Source organism: Chryseobacterium sp. RLHN22 (genome assembly GCF_051011795.1).
GTDB classification, from domain to species: domain Bacteria; phylum Bacteroidota; class Bacteroidia; order Flavobacteriales; family Weeksellaceae; genus Chryseobacterium; species Chryseobacterium zhengzhouense.
The window spans coordinates 59,502-74,885 of the sequence record NZ_JBPCHW010000017.1 but is presented as its reverse complement, the minus strand read 5'-3'; the positions used below and the strand labels follow the sequence as shown (position 1 = coordinate 74,885).

Annotated in this window: 13 protein-coding genes and 3 tRNA genes; 5 read left to right on the top strand and 11 right to left on the bottom strand. The window is 35.6% G+C overall.

The window, feature by feature from the left end; all coding sequences use genetic code 11:
• Positions 1-32 precede the first annotated feature (32 nt).
• From ACR1PN_RS15885 to ACR1PN_RS15875, 3 genes are read left to right on the top strand one after another with little or no spacing between them, the layout of a single operon-like run.
• On the top strand, positions 33-860 hold the full coding sequence (locus tag ACR1PN_RS15885) for an MbnP family protein (RefSeq protein ID WP_433980818.1): 828 nt from the start codon (positions 33-35) through the stop codon (positions 858-860).
• On the top strand, positions 853-1,899 hold the full coding sequence (locus ACR1PN_RS15880) for a cytochrome-c peroxidase (protein WP_433980817.1): 1,047 nt from the start codon (positions 853-855) through the stop codon (positions 1,897-1,899). The genes ACR1PN_RS15885 and ACR1PN_RS15880 overlap by 8 nt, the downstream gene beginning before the upstream one ends.
• An 11-nt stretch (positions 1,900-1,910) precedes the next feature.
• Entirely contained in the window at positions 1,911-2,855 is a 945-nt protein-coding gene (locus ACR1PN_RS15875) for a transporter (RefSeq protein WP_433980816.1), read from the top strand.
• Positions 2,856-2,937: 82 nt separating this feature from the next.
• Here the strand turns inward: ACR1PN_RS15875 and ACR1PN_RS15870 are convergent, their stop codons facing one another.
• From ACR1PN_RS15870 to ACR1PN_RS15830, 9 genes are all read right to left on the bottom strand, one after another.
• Positions 2,938-4,143 carry an MFS transporter gene (locus tag ACR1PN_RS15870; RefSeq protein WP_433980815.1) on the bottom strand — a complete coding sequence of 402 codons (1,206 nt, stop codon included), beginning with the start codon at positions 4,141-4,143 and terminating at the stop codon, positions 2,938-2,940.
• A gap of 56 nt (positions 4,144-4,199) precedes the next feature.
• Positions 4,200-4,856: a FadR/GntR family transcriptional regulator gene (locus ACR1PN_RS15865; protein ID WP_433980814.1), complete on the bottom strand. Its 657-nt coding sequence runs from the start codon at positions 4,854-4,856 to the stop codon at positions 4,200-4,202.
• 126 nt (positions 4,857-4,982) lie between these two features.
• Positions 4,983-5,054 (bottom strand) — tRNA-Glu (locus ACR1PN_RS15860).
• A 70-nt stretch (positions 5,055-5,124) separates the two neighbouring features.
• Positions 5,125-5,196: transfer RNA gene (locus ACR1PN_RS15855), tRNA-Glu, on the bottom strand.
• Between the two features lie 10 nt (positions 5,197-5,206).
• A complete protein-coding gene (gene rpsT, locus ACR1PN_RS15850) occupies positions 5,207-5,461 on the bottom strand; it encodes a 30S ribosomal protein S20 (protein WP_034677968.1) in 255 nt (84 codons plus the stop codon).
• A 77-nt stretch (positions 5,462-5,538) separates the two neighbouring features.
• Entirely contained in the window at positions 5,539-5,859 is a 321-nt protein-coding gene (locus ACR1PN_RS15845; RefSeq protein ID WP_378176640.1) for a hypothetical protein, read from the bottom strand.
• A 151-nt stretch (positions 5,860-6,010) separates the two neighbouring features.
• Positions 6,011-8,134, bottom strand: coding sequence for a cation:proton antiporter (locus ACR1PN_RS15840; protein ID WP_433980813.1), 2,124 nt, complete (start codon positions 8,132-8,134; stop codon positions 6,011-6,013).
• Between the two features lie 6 nt (positions 8,135-8,140).
• The gene (locus tag ACR1PN_RS15835) at positions 8,141-8,704 is read right to left on the bottom strand and encodes a hypothetical protein (RefSeq protein WP_433980812.1); all 564 of its coding nucleotides are present in this window, start codon (positions 8,702-8,704) and stop codon (positions 8,141-8,143) included.
• Between the two features lie 106 nt (positions 8,705-8,810).
• Complete coding sequence (locus ACR1PN_RS15830; protein WP_433980811.1) at positions 8,811-10,655, bottom strand: chloride channel protein; 1,845 nt, start codon at positions 10,653-10,655, stop codon at positions 8,811-8,813.
• Between the two features lie 243 nt (positions 10,656-10,898).
• Between ACR1PN_RS15830 and ACR1PN_RS15825 the strand changes: the two genes are divergently transcribed.
• Positions 10,899-11,213 carry a hypothetical protein gene (locus tag ACR1PN_RS15825; RefSeq protein WP_433980810.1) on the top strand — a complete coding sequence of 105 codons (315 nt, stop codon included), beginning with the start codon at positions 10,899-10,901 and terminating at the stop codon, positions 11,211-11,213.
• 76 nt (positions 11,214-11,289) lie between these two features.
• Here ACR1PN_RS15825 and ACR1PN_RS15820 read toward each other — a convergent pair.
• Positions 11,290-11,361, bottom strand: a tRNA-Glu gene (locus ACR1PN_RS15820).
• A 55-nt stretch (positions 11,362-11,416) separates the two neighbouring features.
• A complete protein-coding gene (locus ACR1PN_RS15815) occupies positions 11,417-12,709 on the bottom strand; it encodes an N-acetylmuramoyl-L-alanine amidase family protein (RefSeq protein WP_433980809.1) in 1,293 nt (430 codons plus the stop codon).
• A gap of 52 nt (positions 12,710-12,761) precedes the next feature.
• Here ACR1PN_RS15815 and ACR1PN_RS15810 point away from each other — a divergent pair, with 52 nt between their 5' ends.
• Positions 12,762-15,350, top strand: coding sequence for a putative LPS assembly protein LptD (locus tag ACR1PN_RS15810; protein ID WP_433980808.1), 2,589 nt, complete (start codon positions 12,762-12,764; stop codon positions 15,348-15,350).
• Positions 15,351-15,384: the final 34 nt, after the last annotated feature.

Below are 15,384 nucleotides of genomic sequence, written 5' to 3'. Positions count from 1 at the left end.
AACTATTTTACAACTAAAAATCAACGGTTCACATGAAAATTTATAAATTTTTATCATTATTCTTTATTGCCTTTACTTTTTTCACTGTTACATCATGTAGAAACAATGATGACGACGATTCATCATCAGAAACCAAAGGAAAACTTCAGCTCAAATTTGAAAACGGATTCAACAATCTCGGAAATATTGTACTTAATCAAACCACGCAAACTTCGTCGAGCGGACAGAAACATCAGTTTTCAACCTTAAAATACGTCATCAGCAACATCAGCTTAATCGACGAAAACGGAAACGAATTCAAATACCATGAAAATAATCCCGACAAAGGCGCTTTCATCATCAATCAGGAAAACGCTGTTGCGGGAATTGTCTACGTAGATTTAGATGAGGTTCCGAAAAACAATTATAAAAAGATAAAATTCGGATTAGGAATCAGTCAGAACGCTTATCTGCTCGGACAAAACGGACAGGCTGAATTCTGGGAAAAAGCTAAAAAAGAAAGCCTGACCTGGTCTTGGGCTGCAGGATATATTTTCGTAAAACTCGAAGGGAAATATGGAGCAGGCCCTGCCAACACAGAATTCATGAACCACACCGGAAACATGGGAAATGTAACCGCAAACAATACTCCGGATTTGTATCGTGAAGTGACTTTAGACCTTCCGACGACCGCAAGAGTTTCGGGAACAATAAAGCCTTCCATTCATATTCTTGCCGATTTAAACCAATATTTAAGCGGAGAAACAGCAATAAGTCTTTCCGCAGCAAATGATATGGCAATGGGCTCGAATCAGCATTTGGTCAACGTAACGAATAATCTGATAAAAATGTTTAAAGTAGACCACGTTCACAATGATTAAGCAGATTGTTAAAACAGGAATTCTTATCGTTTCTTTTCTGGGTTTCATTTCATGTTCTGAAGAAATTATTCAGCCTTTGGAAAAAGACGAAGCAGTCAATCTTCAGTTTCCGCCTTATTTTCCGGAAATGACTTTCGACAAATCAGAAAATCCCATCACAAAAAACGGGGTGGAGCTCGGTAGAAAATTATTTTACGAAGGCAGACTTTCGAGGAATAATACCATTTCATGCGGCTTCTGTCATATTCAGGAAAATGCATTTACCCATCACGGTCACAATGTAAGCCACGGAATCGATGACAGATTGGGAATCAGGAATGCTCCACCCATTCAGAATATAATTTTCCTGAAACGGTATATGTGGGACGGAGTAATTCATAATTTAAATGAACAGCCGATTATTCCGATTACAGATGCGAATGAAATGGACAGCTCGATGCCTGAAGTGATTGCAAAACTCAGCAAAGATGATTTGTATAAAAAGTTGTTTAAACAAGCTTACGGCGATGAAAATATTACTGGAGAAAGAGTGTTGAAAGCATTGTCACAGTTTATGGCAACTTTGATTTCAGCAAACTCAAAGTACGACCGTTTCAAGCAGGGAAAAGAAAATCTAAGCTCAGAAGAATCTCAGGGAATGGCTTTGTTTCAGCAGAAATGTACATCATGTCACAGTGGAGAATTATTTACCGATGAAAGTTTCAGAAATACGGGAATGTATTATAACACACAGTTCAAAGATGCGGGAAGACATCGGGTGACATTGGATCAAAACGATTGGATGAAATTCAGAGTTCCGAGTTTGAGAAATGTAGAATACACTGCACCTTACATGCACGACGGAAGATTTTACACATTGGAAGCGGTGCTCAATTTCTATTCAGACAGTGTAGAAGATAATCCTAATCTCGATCCGCAACTGAAGCAGAACAACCACATCGGAATTGCGATGAATGCTCAGGAAAAGCAATTCATCATAGCGTTTCTCAAAACTTTGTCAGACAAAAATTTTATTACCAATCCGAAGTTTGCGGAATAATTTTGTTTAAAATGAAGAAATTATTTTTTATCATAAGCCTGATTCTATTTAATTTGAATCAGGCAAAAACCATCAACGACAGTTTATTTATTTCGAATAATTTTCATGATGAAATTTTGTTTAACGAATGTGATGCTTGCGGATGTGCTGCCGGAAATGGCTCTTCGGGTTTCGAATCTCTTTTGAATCCCCAATTTATCGGAATTAAATATTTTGCCCAGCATTACAAAGCGAAAGAGAACTTATTTGTCAATGATTTAACGCAAGATCAATATTTCAATACGATTCAGCTTTGGGCTAAAATTCCTTTGACTCAGAAATTAGGTGTTTATGCAAGTCTGCCGTTTCATTTTCACGAAAAGAAAACTTTGCAGGACGACATAAGTATCAATGGAATCGGAGATTTTAATCTGATGGGGATTTACAAATTGATCAACTCAAAAGACAATACGCACGAGTTGAACGGTGGAGTAGGTGTGAAAGTTCCGCTCGGAAAATTTGATGAAAAAGGAATTTCAGGTGTCAATCCGAGTTTTCAGTTGGGAACGGGAAGTTGGGATTATCAGGCGGTTTTGAATTACAGATTTCAAAAAGATAAGCTGGCTGTGCTTCTCAACACCGATTATACTATTAAAACTGAGAACAAAGAGCATTACCAGTTCGGCAATCAGTGGAATTATTCGGCAACCGGATTTTATCAGATTTTGTCAAATGATAGAATCATTTTCTCCGGAAAAGTAGGTTTTCAAGGTGAAGTTTATGACAGAAATAAACAATTTGATGAGATTTTACCCAACACAGCCGGAAGTGCTCTGTATGGAAAGTTAGGTTTTGAAGCATCTTTTAAAAAGCTGAGCTTAGGAACTGAATTGATGCTTCCAACTTATACCAATTTGGCAGGAAGAGATATTGAAGCGAAATCAAGATTCAGTATTTTCTTGAATTTTGGGATTTAAAAGATATAGAAAATTAGAATTTTAGGGCAAATTAATTCAAGCGAAAAATTTAAACCTAAGATTCTAATTTTTTTTGAAAATATTATTTTTTGTTTCCTTTTATATTAGGTAAAAATGCAGTGATAATTCCCATTAATGGTAAGAATGCACAGATTTTAAATACATACTCTATACTCGTGTCATCTGCGATGGCTCCTAAAATAGCAGAACCAATTCCGCCCATTCCAAACATAAACCCAAAGAATAATCCAGCAACCAAACCTATTTTATTGGGCATTAAATCTGTGGCATAAACCAATATGGCTGAAAATGCTGAAGCAATGATTAATCCTATTAAAACAGCAAAAATTATAGTCCAGAATAGCGGAAGATAAGGTAGGCAAAGTGTAAATGGTGCTGCACCCAAAATCGAAATCCAGATAATTTTCTTTCTTCCATATTTGTCACCCAATTTTCCACCCAGAATTGTTCCGACTGCAACTGCTGCTAAGAAAATAAATAAATAAAGTTGTGAATCTTGTACCGAAATATGGAATTTATCGATTAAGAAAAAGGTAAAATAATTTGTCATCGAAGCCAGATAAATATATTTTGAAAATACCAATGCCAATAAAATGCTAATCGAGAACAAAACTTTTTTTCTGGATAACTGTATTTCAATGATATCACTCGGATGTTTTGCTGATTTCTTTAATGATAATCTTTCAGCATACCAATTTCCGATTTTCCATAGCACGATGATTCCAATGAAGGCTGCGATGGCAAATAATCCCACATAACCTTGCCCTAAAGGAAGTATAATTAGAGCCACCAACAACGGTCCTATTGCACTTCCTGAGTTTCCACCAACCTGAAATATCGACTGGGCCAAACCTTTTTGTCCGCCCGATGCCAATTGTGCTACTCTTGAAGCTTCAGGATGAAATACGGATGAGCCCATTCCGATTAATGCGACTGAAATTAAAATCACATAATATTCATGAGCAGCTGCCAATAAAAGTAATCCTGCCATCGATAATCCCATTCCAATCGCTAAAGATCTTGGATTAGGTTTTTTGTCGGTATAAATTCCCACGAATGGCTGCAAAATGGAAGCTGTCAATTGAAATACCAAAGTGATGATTCCAATCTGTGCGAATGATAATCTGAATTCTCCTTTCAGAATCGGATAGAGTGATGGAATTGTTGATTGGATGAGGTCATTTAAAAAATGCGAAAAACTAATCATAAACAAAATCGGATAAACAATTTTGCTCGTGTCAATGGTTTTGGTATTTATATTTTCCATAATATTAAATAATAATTCATCATATCATCTGATGAATTTTGTTAAAAAAATTTTAATTAATAAATTCGGTCAACAATCTGTTGAGCGATAAATTCAGCTTTTTTCGAATCCTGACTTTCAATGGCTAAATAAAGATCGGTATGTATCTTCTGTGAAATTTTGAAAGGTTCCGTATCATTATTATGACGGTTTTCGAAAGAGCTGAGAATATGTTTGCTCGCAACAATGAAGATTTCTTTCAACAGACTATTTCCACAGGCTTTCGCAATGGAAACGTGAAAATTAACATCTGCTTCATAACATTCTAAAGGTTTTTTCTCGGCAGCTAAAGAGTTTCTTAGATTTAAATACATTTTCATAGCAGCCAAATCTTTTTCCGTACGATAAATCGCTGCTTTTCCTGCAATCTTTGCATCAAGTATGGATCTCACTTCAAATACGTCTTCCAATTTTGCTTTATCTATTTGAGTTGCTAATGATTCCTGAGCATTTTTAGAAACGATAAAAGTTCCTACACCTTGCTGAACGCTCAAAACTCCTTTGATAGATAAAATTTTAATCGCCTCGCGAATTGTCGAACGGCCGACACCGTAGATTTTCATCAGCTCAGGTTCAATAGGTAGCTTCTCGCCAATAGCATATTCATCGTTGGAAATTCCTTCGATCAATCTTTCTGCTACTTCTTCCGCTAAAGTCTTTCTTTGAATCTGCATAATAAAAACATCATATCATCTGATGAATTACAAAGGTATAGCTTTAAAATTTATTTCCAATAATTTCAACAATAATTTTAATCATACTTAAAACAAAAAAGAGATTTCAATTTGAAATCTCTTTTGTAGCCCGTAGGGGAATCGAACCCCTCTTACCAGAATGAAAATCTGAGGTCCTAACCGATAGACGAACGGGCCCTCTATCTTCCACAATCCGAAGATTATGTGTTAGTTTTTGTTTTTATAAGTTTACAACTCTTAAAATTAGTAGCCCGTAGGGGAATCGAACCCCTCTTACCAGAATGAAAATCTGAGGTCCTAACCGATAGACGAACGGGCCAACTATATAATTACGCTAATTTATTAACGTGCTTAGTTAATTTGCTTTTCAAGTTAGCTGCTTTATTTTTGTGGATAATGTTTTTCTTAGCCAATTTATCTAATAAAGCGATAACTTTAGGCAATTGCTCAGATGCAGCTGCTTTGTTCTCTTCATTTCTCAAGACTTTCATTGCTGTTCTAGCAGTCTTGTGATAGTATCTGTTACGAACTTTTCTAACTTCGTTTTGTCTTATTCTCTTAAGTGCTGATTTATGATTAGCCATATCGTTTAAATGTGAGTGCAAATGTATAGACTTTTTCGTTACCCACCAAATTTATTTTTAGTTTTTTTTAAATATTTTTAGTTTTCTTCTGAAAGGTACTTTTTAAGCTTGTCTAAGGCCTGTTGTACTTTACTATTTTCAGTTTCTTTTTCTATCTTTTTGATGATGTTTTCAAGCATGATCATAGCATTATTCCATTCCCCGGTAGAGTTGGCGAAAGTAAGTCCGTCGATGGTTACCTCAAAAATACTTCTTTCTCCGTTCCTGTAAAGCTTGAAACTAATTTTGTCATCCTTGCCTGTAATCCCTTCCGTACTAGTTTTTAAATCATAACTTTTTGGGTTGGAGCGAATTTTATTAAAAAGCAGTTTTGCTTCTTGAATTTTCAAATCCGGCATGATATAAAATTTGTAGCTCTGAGAGGATGGTAAATGCTATCTTCATAAGCGAAGAAAAATTCTACCAATTCTGATCTAATGACCATAGAGTCATTCAAAACTTTTGCAAAAATAATATTTTTAAAATGCTAAACAAAATCTAAATTGAAATTTACCTGAAAATTCTCTTAATCACATTTCCTATTTCCATAAAATCATCATGATTTCCTACGGCTCTTTTTTCTGAGCTGCTTGTATCAAACTCTGAAAATGGGAAAATCAGTAAATAGTTTTTATCATTAAGGTATTTATTAAGCAGTTCAGGGATCAACCGCATTTGCGGAATATAAGATTTCATTCCTCTTTTCGCCATGAAAACAATCAGCGCTTCATCAGCTTTTAATTCCGTGGCTGTTTTCTCACCGTCTTTCCAGGTGCTCATAATGATGAACTCTGCTTCAATATTGGCTTTTTTAATGATTCTCTGTAAAATTTCCAGAATGTTTTCAGACGCATAGAACGTGATTGTCGCTCCTGAATTTCTGGCTATGTTCCAGACTCTCAGAAGTGCATGAAAAAATCCGGCTTCCTGATGGGCTTTTTCAGGAATCATCACGGCATATTTTTTTATGGTAGACAAAGGTTGTGCAGTATGATATACTAAAACATTAACGTCTTCACTTTGCAAATACCCGTTGTAAAGATTAAATGCGAAAGATGGTGAAAAACCTTTTTCATCTTCAAGACCAATAATAAGATCGGTGATATTTTGTTCTTTAATGACGTTGTTTACCCCATTTACAACATCATTGTCATATCTTTTTAATGGCGTTATTTTTACATCGGCTGCTGCTGCGGCATCTGTAGCGTGATGAAGCAGTTTCTCGGCATTTTTTACGGAAGATTCGTTTTTATCTTCATTAATTACATTTAAAGCAAATAGATTTTCTGTATTGGAGTGAGCTTTAATTAGAATTCCCAGATTGACCATCCGTTCTACAGTGGCTTCATAATTTAAAGCTAACAGAATATTTTCCTGTTCATGACTATTTCCAGAAATGGTTTCTTCGTTATCCTGTTCTGCAATTTTTTGAGCATTAGACATTGAAATGAACGATGAAATGGTACAGGAAACGAGAATCAGTAAAATACTTCCGTTAAGCACATGTTCGTTCAATAACCTGATGGGTTCTCCTGTTTCGGTTTCGGAAAGAATAATATTGTACCCCACCATTACAGATGCTAAAGTTGCTGCCGCAGAAGCTGAACTGAGTCCGAAAATAAGTCTTCCTTCTTCTTTGGAAAGCCGGAATGTCTTTTGGGTAGCAACTGCAGAAAGATATTTTCCTCCGATGGATGCGACGAGCATTATTGCTGCCACTTCCAGAGTTTCCCAGCTCTTAAAAAAAACTTTAAAATCGATCAGCATTCCTACACTGATCAGAAAAAAAGGAATAAATATGGCGTTTCCGACAAATTCTACACGGTTCATTAATGAAGAAGTATGCGGGATCAGTCTGTTTAAAGCCAATCCGGCAAAGAAAGCTCCGATAATTGCTTCAACACCCGCAAATTCTGCTAGTAAAGCCGCAAGATAGATCATCACCAATACAAAAATATATTGTGAAATTTTATCGTCAACCTTTTTGAAAAACCATCTTCCGATGATGGGAAAAATCAGCAAGACAATCAGTGCAAATACTGTAAAGGAAACTGAAAGTTTTACCCAGAATTCTGTTCCCACCTCACCTTGAGACATCCCAACGATAATGGCAAGAACCAAAAGCGCCAGAACATCGGTAATCATAGTTCCGCCAACGGTAATGTTGACTGCAGTATTTTTGGCGATTCCTAATTTACTTACTAAAGGATAGGCAATTAATGTATGCGATGAAAATAAACTTGCAAAAAGAATGGAAGTTAATACTGAGAAATCTAAAATGTAAATTCCCCCTAAATAACCTAAGACAAAAGGAACAATGAAGGTGTAAAGCCCAAATGTAAGGCTCTTCCATTTGTTTTTCTTGAAATCTCCCATGTCGATTTCCAGTCCCGCCAAAAACATGATGTACAGTAATCCGGTGGTTCCGGTAACCACAATACTGCTGTCTCTTGCCAAAACATTGAATCCATTCGGACCGATTACTGCTCCGGCAATAATCAATCCCAACAAATGAGGAACTTTGATTTTGTTGAGTAAAAGTGGTGCTGCCAGAATAATGATAAGCACCAAAAGAAACTTGAGTACCGGATCTTCAATGGGAAGACTGAGGTTGTGTATGCTTAGTAAAGTCATTTGTGTCTATTTTTTAGAACGTACCAGTTCAACAGAGAATTTTGCTACACAGTTATCAACGGCAATGGTTCTTACACCTTTCATTTTGGTGTCTGAAATATCATTCAGAAGAACATTCATATCTACCTGTTTTTTTGCGGTGGAATCTGTTTTGAAATTGAGTTTCACCTCATTATTTTCAAATTTACCCGTGTATAAACGGACCAAATTATTGTTGTTGATGATTTTACTGAAAAGCTGTGTCGAATCACTTGCAAATTCCCAGGTATCTGTTCTTTGGTCGCCTACGACATAATCGCTGCAATTGGATTCTGTACAGATTACTTTTCCTGTCCAGGTCCCTGCAATTTCATCCGGCCATTTTACAATTTTGACCGAATCTGAATGCTGTTTGTTAAAAATACTGTCTCTCATTTTCAGAAGAGACTGGTATTCTGCTTCTTTTTGGGCGAATGTTTTTTCTTTATCCAATAACTGCTGTTCTCTCAAAGCCAAATCATTTGCTTTGTCTTTATTGTCGCAGTTTGCAAGAAATAATAAGAGAAAAATTAAAAGTACAGGATTTTTCATAAAAGTAAGTTGTTCTTTAAATATAGAAAAACCTACCGATAAATACAAGTTTTCGGATGAAAAATGATAAGGGTATAAGCTGAAAAAGGCTTAATCATGATTAATTTCAACTTGAATAATCTCTTAATAATTCTCTGTAACTCATTAAAATTGTTGATTTTGAAATAAACCCGATAAATTGATTTTTCTCATTTACTACAGGTAGATTCCAGACGCCTGTATCATCAAACATCTTCAGAATTTCCAACGGTTGATTTTCAGGATGAATAATTGCAGGCGGCGTTTTCATAATCTGAATGATCGTTGCCGAAACCTCAATGTTTGTAAATAAATAAGGTCGTATATCGTCCAAAGTTAGAATTCCTCTCAATGTTTTCTGATCATCTACAACAGCAAAAATGTTTTTATTGCCGTTTTTTACCATTTCGAACAATTCCGTAATTGGTGCACTCTCCGAAACGGCCTGAGAATATTGGTCAATAAAGTCTTCGGTTTTTAAAGAGAACAATAAATTCTCATCATGTTTATTGGTGAAAATTTTCCCCTGATCTGCCAAAGATTTTAGTTCCGGAGAAATAGGAGAGAACCATTTAGCAATTAAATAAGAAATGATTGACACGATCATTAAAGGAATGAATAAATCGTACCCGAAGCTTGATTCTGCAATTAGAAAAATAGCTGTTAGCGGAGCATACATAACGCCGCTCATCGTTCCTGCCATTCCGACAAGCACAAGATTAGTAACCGGAACATGCTCAAAACCCAATTGCTGACAGATAATGGCAAACAGATAGCCAACCGTTCCTCCGGCAAATAGGGAAGGCGCGAAATTTCCTCCGTTTCCGCCACTGAAGATGGTAAACGAAGTTGCAAATGCTTTTAAAAGCAGTACCAAAACCAAAAAAATAATAACGGTAATATTTTTAATCTCAAAATAGCGAAACAAACTGTTTTCTATAATGGAATGTGTGTTTCCGTTAGTAAAAGCTTTTACCGTATCATAGCCTTCTCCGAATAAGGGTGGGAAAAGTACACAAAGCAATGATAAAACTGCTCCGCCAAACATAGCTTTTCGCAGCCGTGAAAACTTTAAACCTTTAATAAAATGCTCTACCTTCTGAGAAATAATAACAAAATATCTTGCATACAAACCACTGAAAATTCCTAAAATCAAATAGTAAGGAACATTCAGGTAATTGAAGGCTTCCCTTGTATAAAATCTGAAAAGTACATCTTCCTGAAGTAAAACCCTTGACAATAAACTTCCACATACCGCAGCAACTACCAACGGAATGAAATCTGTAAAAACAACGCCGGTCAGCAGAATCTCAAATGCAAACATGATACCCGCAATCGGAGCATTGAAAGCTGAGGCAATTCCTGCTGTTGCTCCTGCAGCCAATAAAAGTGTTCTTTCTTTATAGCTTAAACGATAAGTCTGAGCATAATTAGAGCCAATCGCTGCACCTGTTACCGCAATCGGACTTTCAAGACCTGCGGAACCACCAAAGCTTACTGTAATGGCACTCTGAATAATTTGCGAGTACATTTTTACTGAAGATACAATGCTTGAATTTTGCGCGATTTCATATAAAATGGCTCCGATGCCTTTTCTGTCCTGCCCTTTAAAAATAGTAAGAACTACCAACGTAGTAAGCACAATTCCTAAAAACGGGAATATAATATAGAATAAGATCTGATATTCAAAATGAACTTTAGTGGTAATAAAATAATGAATGTTGTGAACCAGAGTTTTCAGTATCACTCCTGCCAAACCTGCAGTGCAACCTACAAGAATTCCAGATAAAACCAAGAACTGATTTCTGCTGAGTCTGTTATTTAGCCAGTGAAGTATGAGCTCGTAGCTGCGTGCTTTTTCGAGGCCATACTTCTGAAAGTCTCTTTTAAACTTCAGAAAGCTCAGAAACTTTTTTTTATTGTGAATTTTCACTTGTCTTGATTTTGAGAGTGAATTGAAATAAGAAGGACAACAAATTTAGGGAATATTTTTTAGGCAGAGATATTGTGATTTCAATTCTTTATTGATTGAACCTATTACTGAATCTGATTATTTGGTGCTTAGCTGATTATTGTGCAGATAATCTTTGGTAATTATTTCAACCTTTAAAATCAGAAGATCTCAGTAAGAAAGAATAAATTTGTCACATTTATTGGTCGGTTTAGAAAAAATATCATGAGTAAAAAATATATCAAGTTTTTACCTCTTGTTATTGCTGTTATAGCTATTAGTGTATTTCTGGTTTTTGTTAATTACAATTACTCCAGATTTTACCGCGAGAAAGTGAATTCAAAAGTGACAGGCAGAAGTAATTGGCAGTTAAGAACTACCGAATTTTATTTAGAAAATGGTCTACAGGTTGACTCGACCGGAATTTTACCATATGACATTAAAGTGGGAGATTCAATTTCTAAAGAGATGAATACCCGAAAATTTAATGTTTACAGAAAAAGCAAATTCAATAGGTTTGAATTTTATAAAGCTTATTAAAAATCGGTTTTAAAATCTGTTAAAAATCACAAACAAAAAAAGTTCCCTGAAAGAGAACTTTTTTGTTTTTTTTGAGTAGCCTATAGGAGAATCGAACTCCTGTTGCAAGGATGAAAACCTTGAGTCCTGACCACTAGACGAATAGGCCAAATTTTGAGGTTGCAAAAGTATGAATTAACTTTCAAACTTCAAAATTATAACCTTTATTTAAAATTCTTCTGAATAACGGTATTTTTTATTCCTTTGTCTTCCAGTTCTTTCTGAAGTTTTACTGCATCTTCCAGGGTGTAAACTTTTCCGTAGGTATAGTAGAACATACCGTTAGATTTATTTCTTTCTACATCTTTCAAGGTCTGTAAAATATAAGAGTTGCTGCTCAGCTTATCTTTTCCTGCATATACTTCAATGTTGTAATATCCGATACTCAATTTCTGATTTGGCATAAATCCTACAGCATATGCATTTCGGAAACCTGCATCTTTAGCTGTTTTCAGATTAATATCTTTTATAGAAGCCATATTGGTAACACTGTAATAATATTTGTACAGTCCGTTTTCTTTGATGGTAAGAACATAATTCAGGCCTTTTAGTTCAGGATCGCCACTGTTGTATTTTACAGGCATGGTCATCAGTAGAATTCTGAAATCATTTTTCAATGCTACTTCTGCCGGTTTTTCAGGTTCGGGTTTTTTGGTAATAATTGATGCGCCTGATTTTCTGTCAATCGCTTTTTTATAGTCAATAATTGCTTTGTAAATATTTTCAGCGGTTTCCTGCTGCCCCTTTTCTGAATTTAAAAAAGCAGCATCTTCATAATTGTTTACAAAACCTGTTTCGATAAGGATTGAAGGCATCGCACTTCTTCTGAGAATGTGAAGGTTTTCCTGTTTTACCCCTCTGGAAAAACGCCCGCTTTTTTCAAAGTTTTCCTCTACAAAACTTCCTACAATTAAGCTGTTTTCAAGGTATTTGCTTTGCTGAAGTTTTAATGCAATGAGAGATTCAGGAGAAGAAGGATCGTAAGAAGCAAAGGTTTCCTTATCTTTTTCATCAAGATAAATTACACTGTTTTCCTGTTTGGCCACTTCAAGATTTTCTCGGTTTTGGGCAGGACCCTGTACAAAAGTTTCCGTTCCTCTTGCAGTTGCCGATCTGCTTGGAGAGGAATTGACATGGACCGAAATGAAAAGATCTGCTTTGCTTCTGTTGGCGGTATTGGTTCTATCGGTTAATGAAGGGTATTCGTCAATTTTTCTGGTATAAATGACTTTGAAATCTTTATTTTTTTCAAGCATTGCTCCCAATTTCAGAACAATTCCCAGTGTAACATGTTTTTCCTGAACCAGACCAAGGTCGGGGTAATTTCTATTAGCACCGTTATCGCTTCCACCATGACCAGCATCTAAAACTACAGTGAATTTTTTTTGAGCGGAAATGAACGTAAAGGAGAATATGAGTAGAAATGCTAAAATTATTCTAAAATTTAGTTTGTACATCTTACAGTTTTAAAAATTATATTAATTTTGAGCCAAATTATACAAAATAAAATTGGACAAAACCGTCTTCAAAAATATATTACAAATTTTAATTATCCTAATTTTTAACAGTTTTTTAGCACAGAGAAATCCGTCGAAACTGAAAGAAGCTACGGTAATTAATGATACTATTTCCAAAAAAGATACCATAGCTGTGCCTAATGAATCTTTGCAGGATATACTTTACACAAAAGCCGATGATAAGCGCCGTGATGTGCAGAAAAGAATGATTTATCTGAACAAAAATGCTCAGGTAAAATATCAGGATATGCAGATTGATGCTGATTATATCTCAATTGATGAAGAGAAAAATCTGATCTTTGCACGCGGGAAACAAGATTCATTAGGAAAGATTGTTGAATTGGCGCAGGTGAATCAGGGTGGGAAAAAATATGAGGTTGAAAGCTTTAATTACAATACGAAAACCAGAGAAGCTATTGCCTATAATGCCCGAACAGAGGAAAGTGAGGGGTTAATTGTTGCCGATAAAACAAAAAAATACAACGATTCTGTTTTTGTGATGCGTCATGCAGAATTTACTACCGATTCTTATTATATAGAAAAGAAAGATACGAGACCCGATTATCACCTATTGGCATCTTATATAAAAATGCAGAAGGGTAAAAACAGCTCATCTCTTATTGTAGGACCATCGCAAATGTATATTGAAGATGTTCCGACTCCGCTGGTTTTACCGTTTGCTATATTACCCTTTTCAAGCAAAAGATCTGCAGGTATTTTGATCCCTAGTTTTGGAGAAAGGCAGGATGTAGGTTTCTTCCTGAACGGAATTGGTTATTATCAGCCGATTGGAGAGCATTTTGATCTTAAAGTTCTTGCCGATATTTATACAAAAGGAAGCTGGAATTTAAGACCCGAAATGAATTATCTTAAAAAGTACAGATACACAGGTAATTTCTCGGCAGACATCGGAAATACTGTACGAGGAATTAAAGGTTTAGATAATTACAGTAAAACAGGGACTTATAGAATTGCATGGAGACATACGCAAGATGCAAAAGCTAATCCGTTTCTTACCTTTTCGGCTTCGGTTGATATGACCAGCCAGACATTCTACAATAATACGGTTAACAATAACTATATTATGGATCAGAGTGTTTTGAGAACTCAGCAGAACTCAACACTTACATTAACTAAAAGGTTCCTGAAACTTCCTGCAACCATTACCAGTACAGCTTCTTATTCTCAGAATTTTGCTACAGGTTTATCAGATTTGCGTCTTCCTCAAATGAATGTCGCAATCAACCAGTTTTATTTATTTAAATCTAAAACAGGGGTGAGAACGGGATTACTGGAAAACATTACCGTAAATACAGGTTTAAATTTATCAAACTTCGTAAGTATGGAGGAAGGAGGCCTATTCACCAAAGAAATGTGGGATAAGATGCAGACAGGAGTCAAGAATAACATTGCTTTAGGAACCAACACAACCTTTGCCAAATATTTCACATTTAGTTTAGGAGCAACTATCGATAATGCTTTAACAACAAAAACACTGACGAAATTTTACGATCCTATCCAAAATGTTGAGGTAGAGCAAATCAATAAGAAAATAGCGGGTTATAGTATTTTTTCAACGACGGCAAGTATTCAGACGCAGCTTTACGGACAGGCAAATTTCAAGAAAGGGTCGGCAATACAAGCTATCAGACATATGGTGATTCCGAGTATAGGATTTACTTATTCTCCTGATTTTGGAGGTTCCGGGTTTGGATATTTTAGAAATTATTATAATGCCAATGGAGCTTTAACGCCTTATTCTATTTTTGATAAGGGAATTGTAGGAACACCAACAACCGGAATGGTAGGAGCTTTAAACTATAACATCGGAAACAACATTGAGATGAAAGTAAGATCCAAAAGTGATTCTACGGGTGTGAAAAAAATGAAGATATTTGAATCCTTGAATATCAGCGGTAATTACAATTTTGCGGCAAAAACCCATCCTTGGTCGATTATTTCCGTAAATGGACAGTCTTCTTTCTTTGACAACAAACTTAGCGTTAATACAAGCTTGACGATTGAACCGTATAAAATTTTATTTGCTCCTGGTTCGGATACCGGTATAAAAACTGAAGATTTCGGACATTTTAGTGTGCAGGGATTCAATGTGCAGGTATCTTATCCTTTAAGCAACGAATTGTTTGGAGAGAAAAAGGATTATTCTAAAATTTATTCGCAGAAAGGAGAAATCAGAAATGAAAACTACTTCTTTGATGATGATAATTATGCCCATTTCGAGCAGGCCTGGACCTTAAATGTAAATGCTAATTATCAGTATTCAAGAACACTTTCTAGAACAGCAACAAAAATGGCATCTATCGGTTTGGATGGTAGTATTAAACTGACCCCATACTGGAATGTCAACGGAAGTACACACTACGATATGGTGACCAAAGAATTAGCGTATACCAGAATAGGTTTTTCAAGGGATCAGCGTAGTTTTACCATCAATTTCAACTGGGTACCATTTGGCCAGTATAAAGTGTATGATTTCTTCATCGGAATTAAAGCGAACATATTAAGCGATGCGCTGAAATATAAAGACCGAAGTTTCACGCAGCCGAATGCACCTTTCTAAAGTCATGTTGATTTTAGAATTTAAATTTTATCTT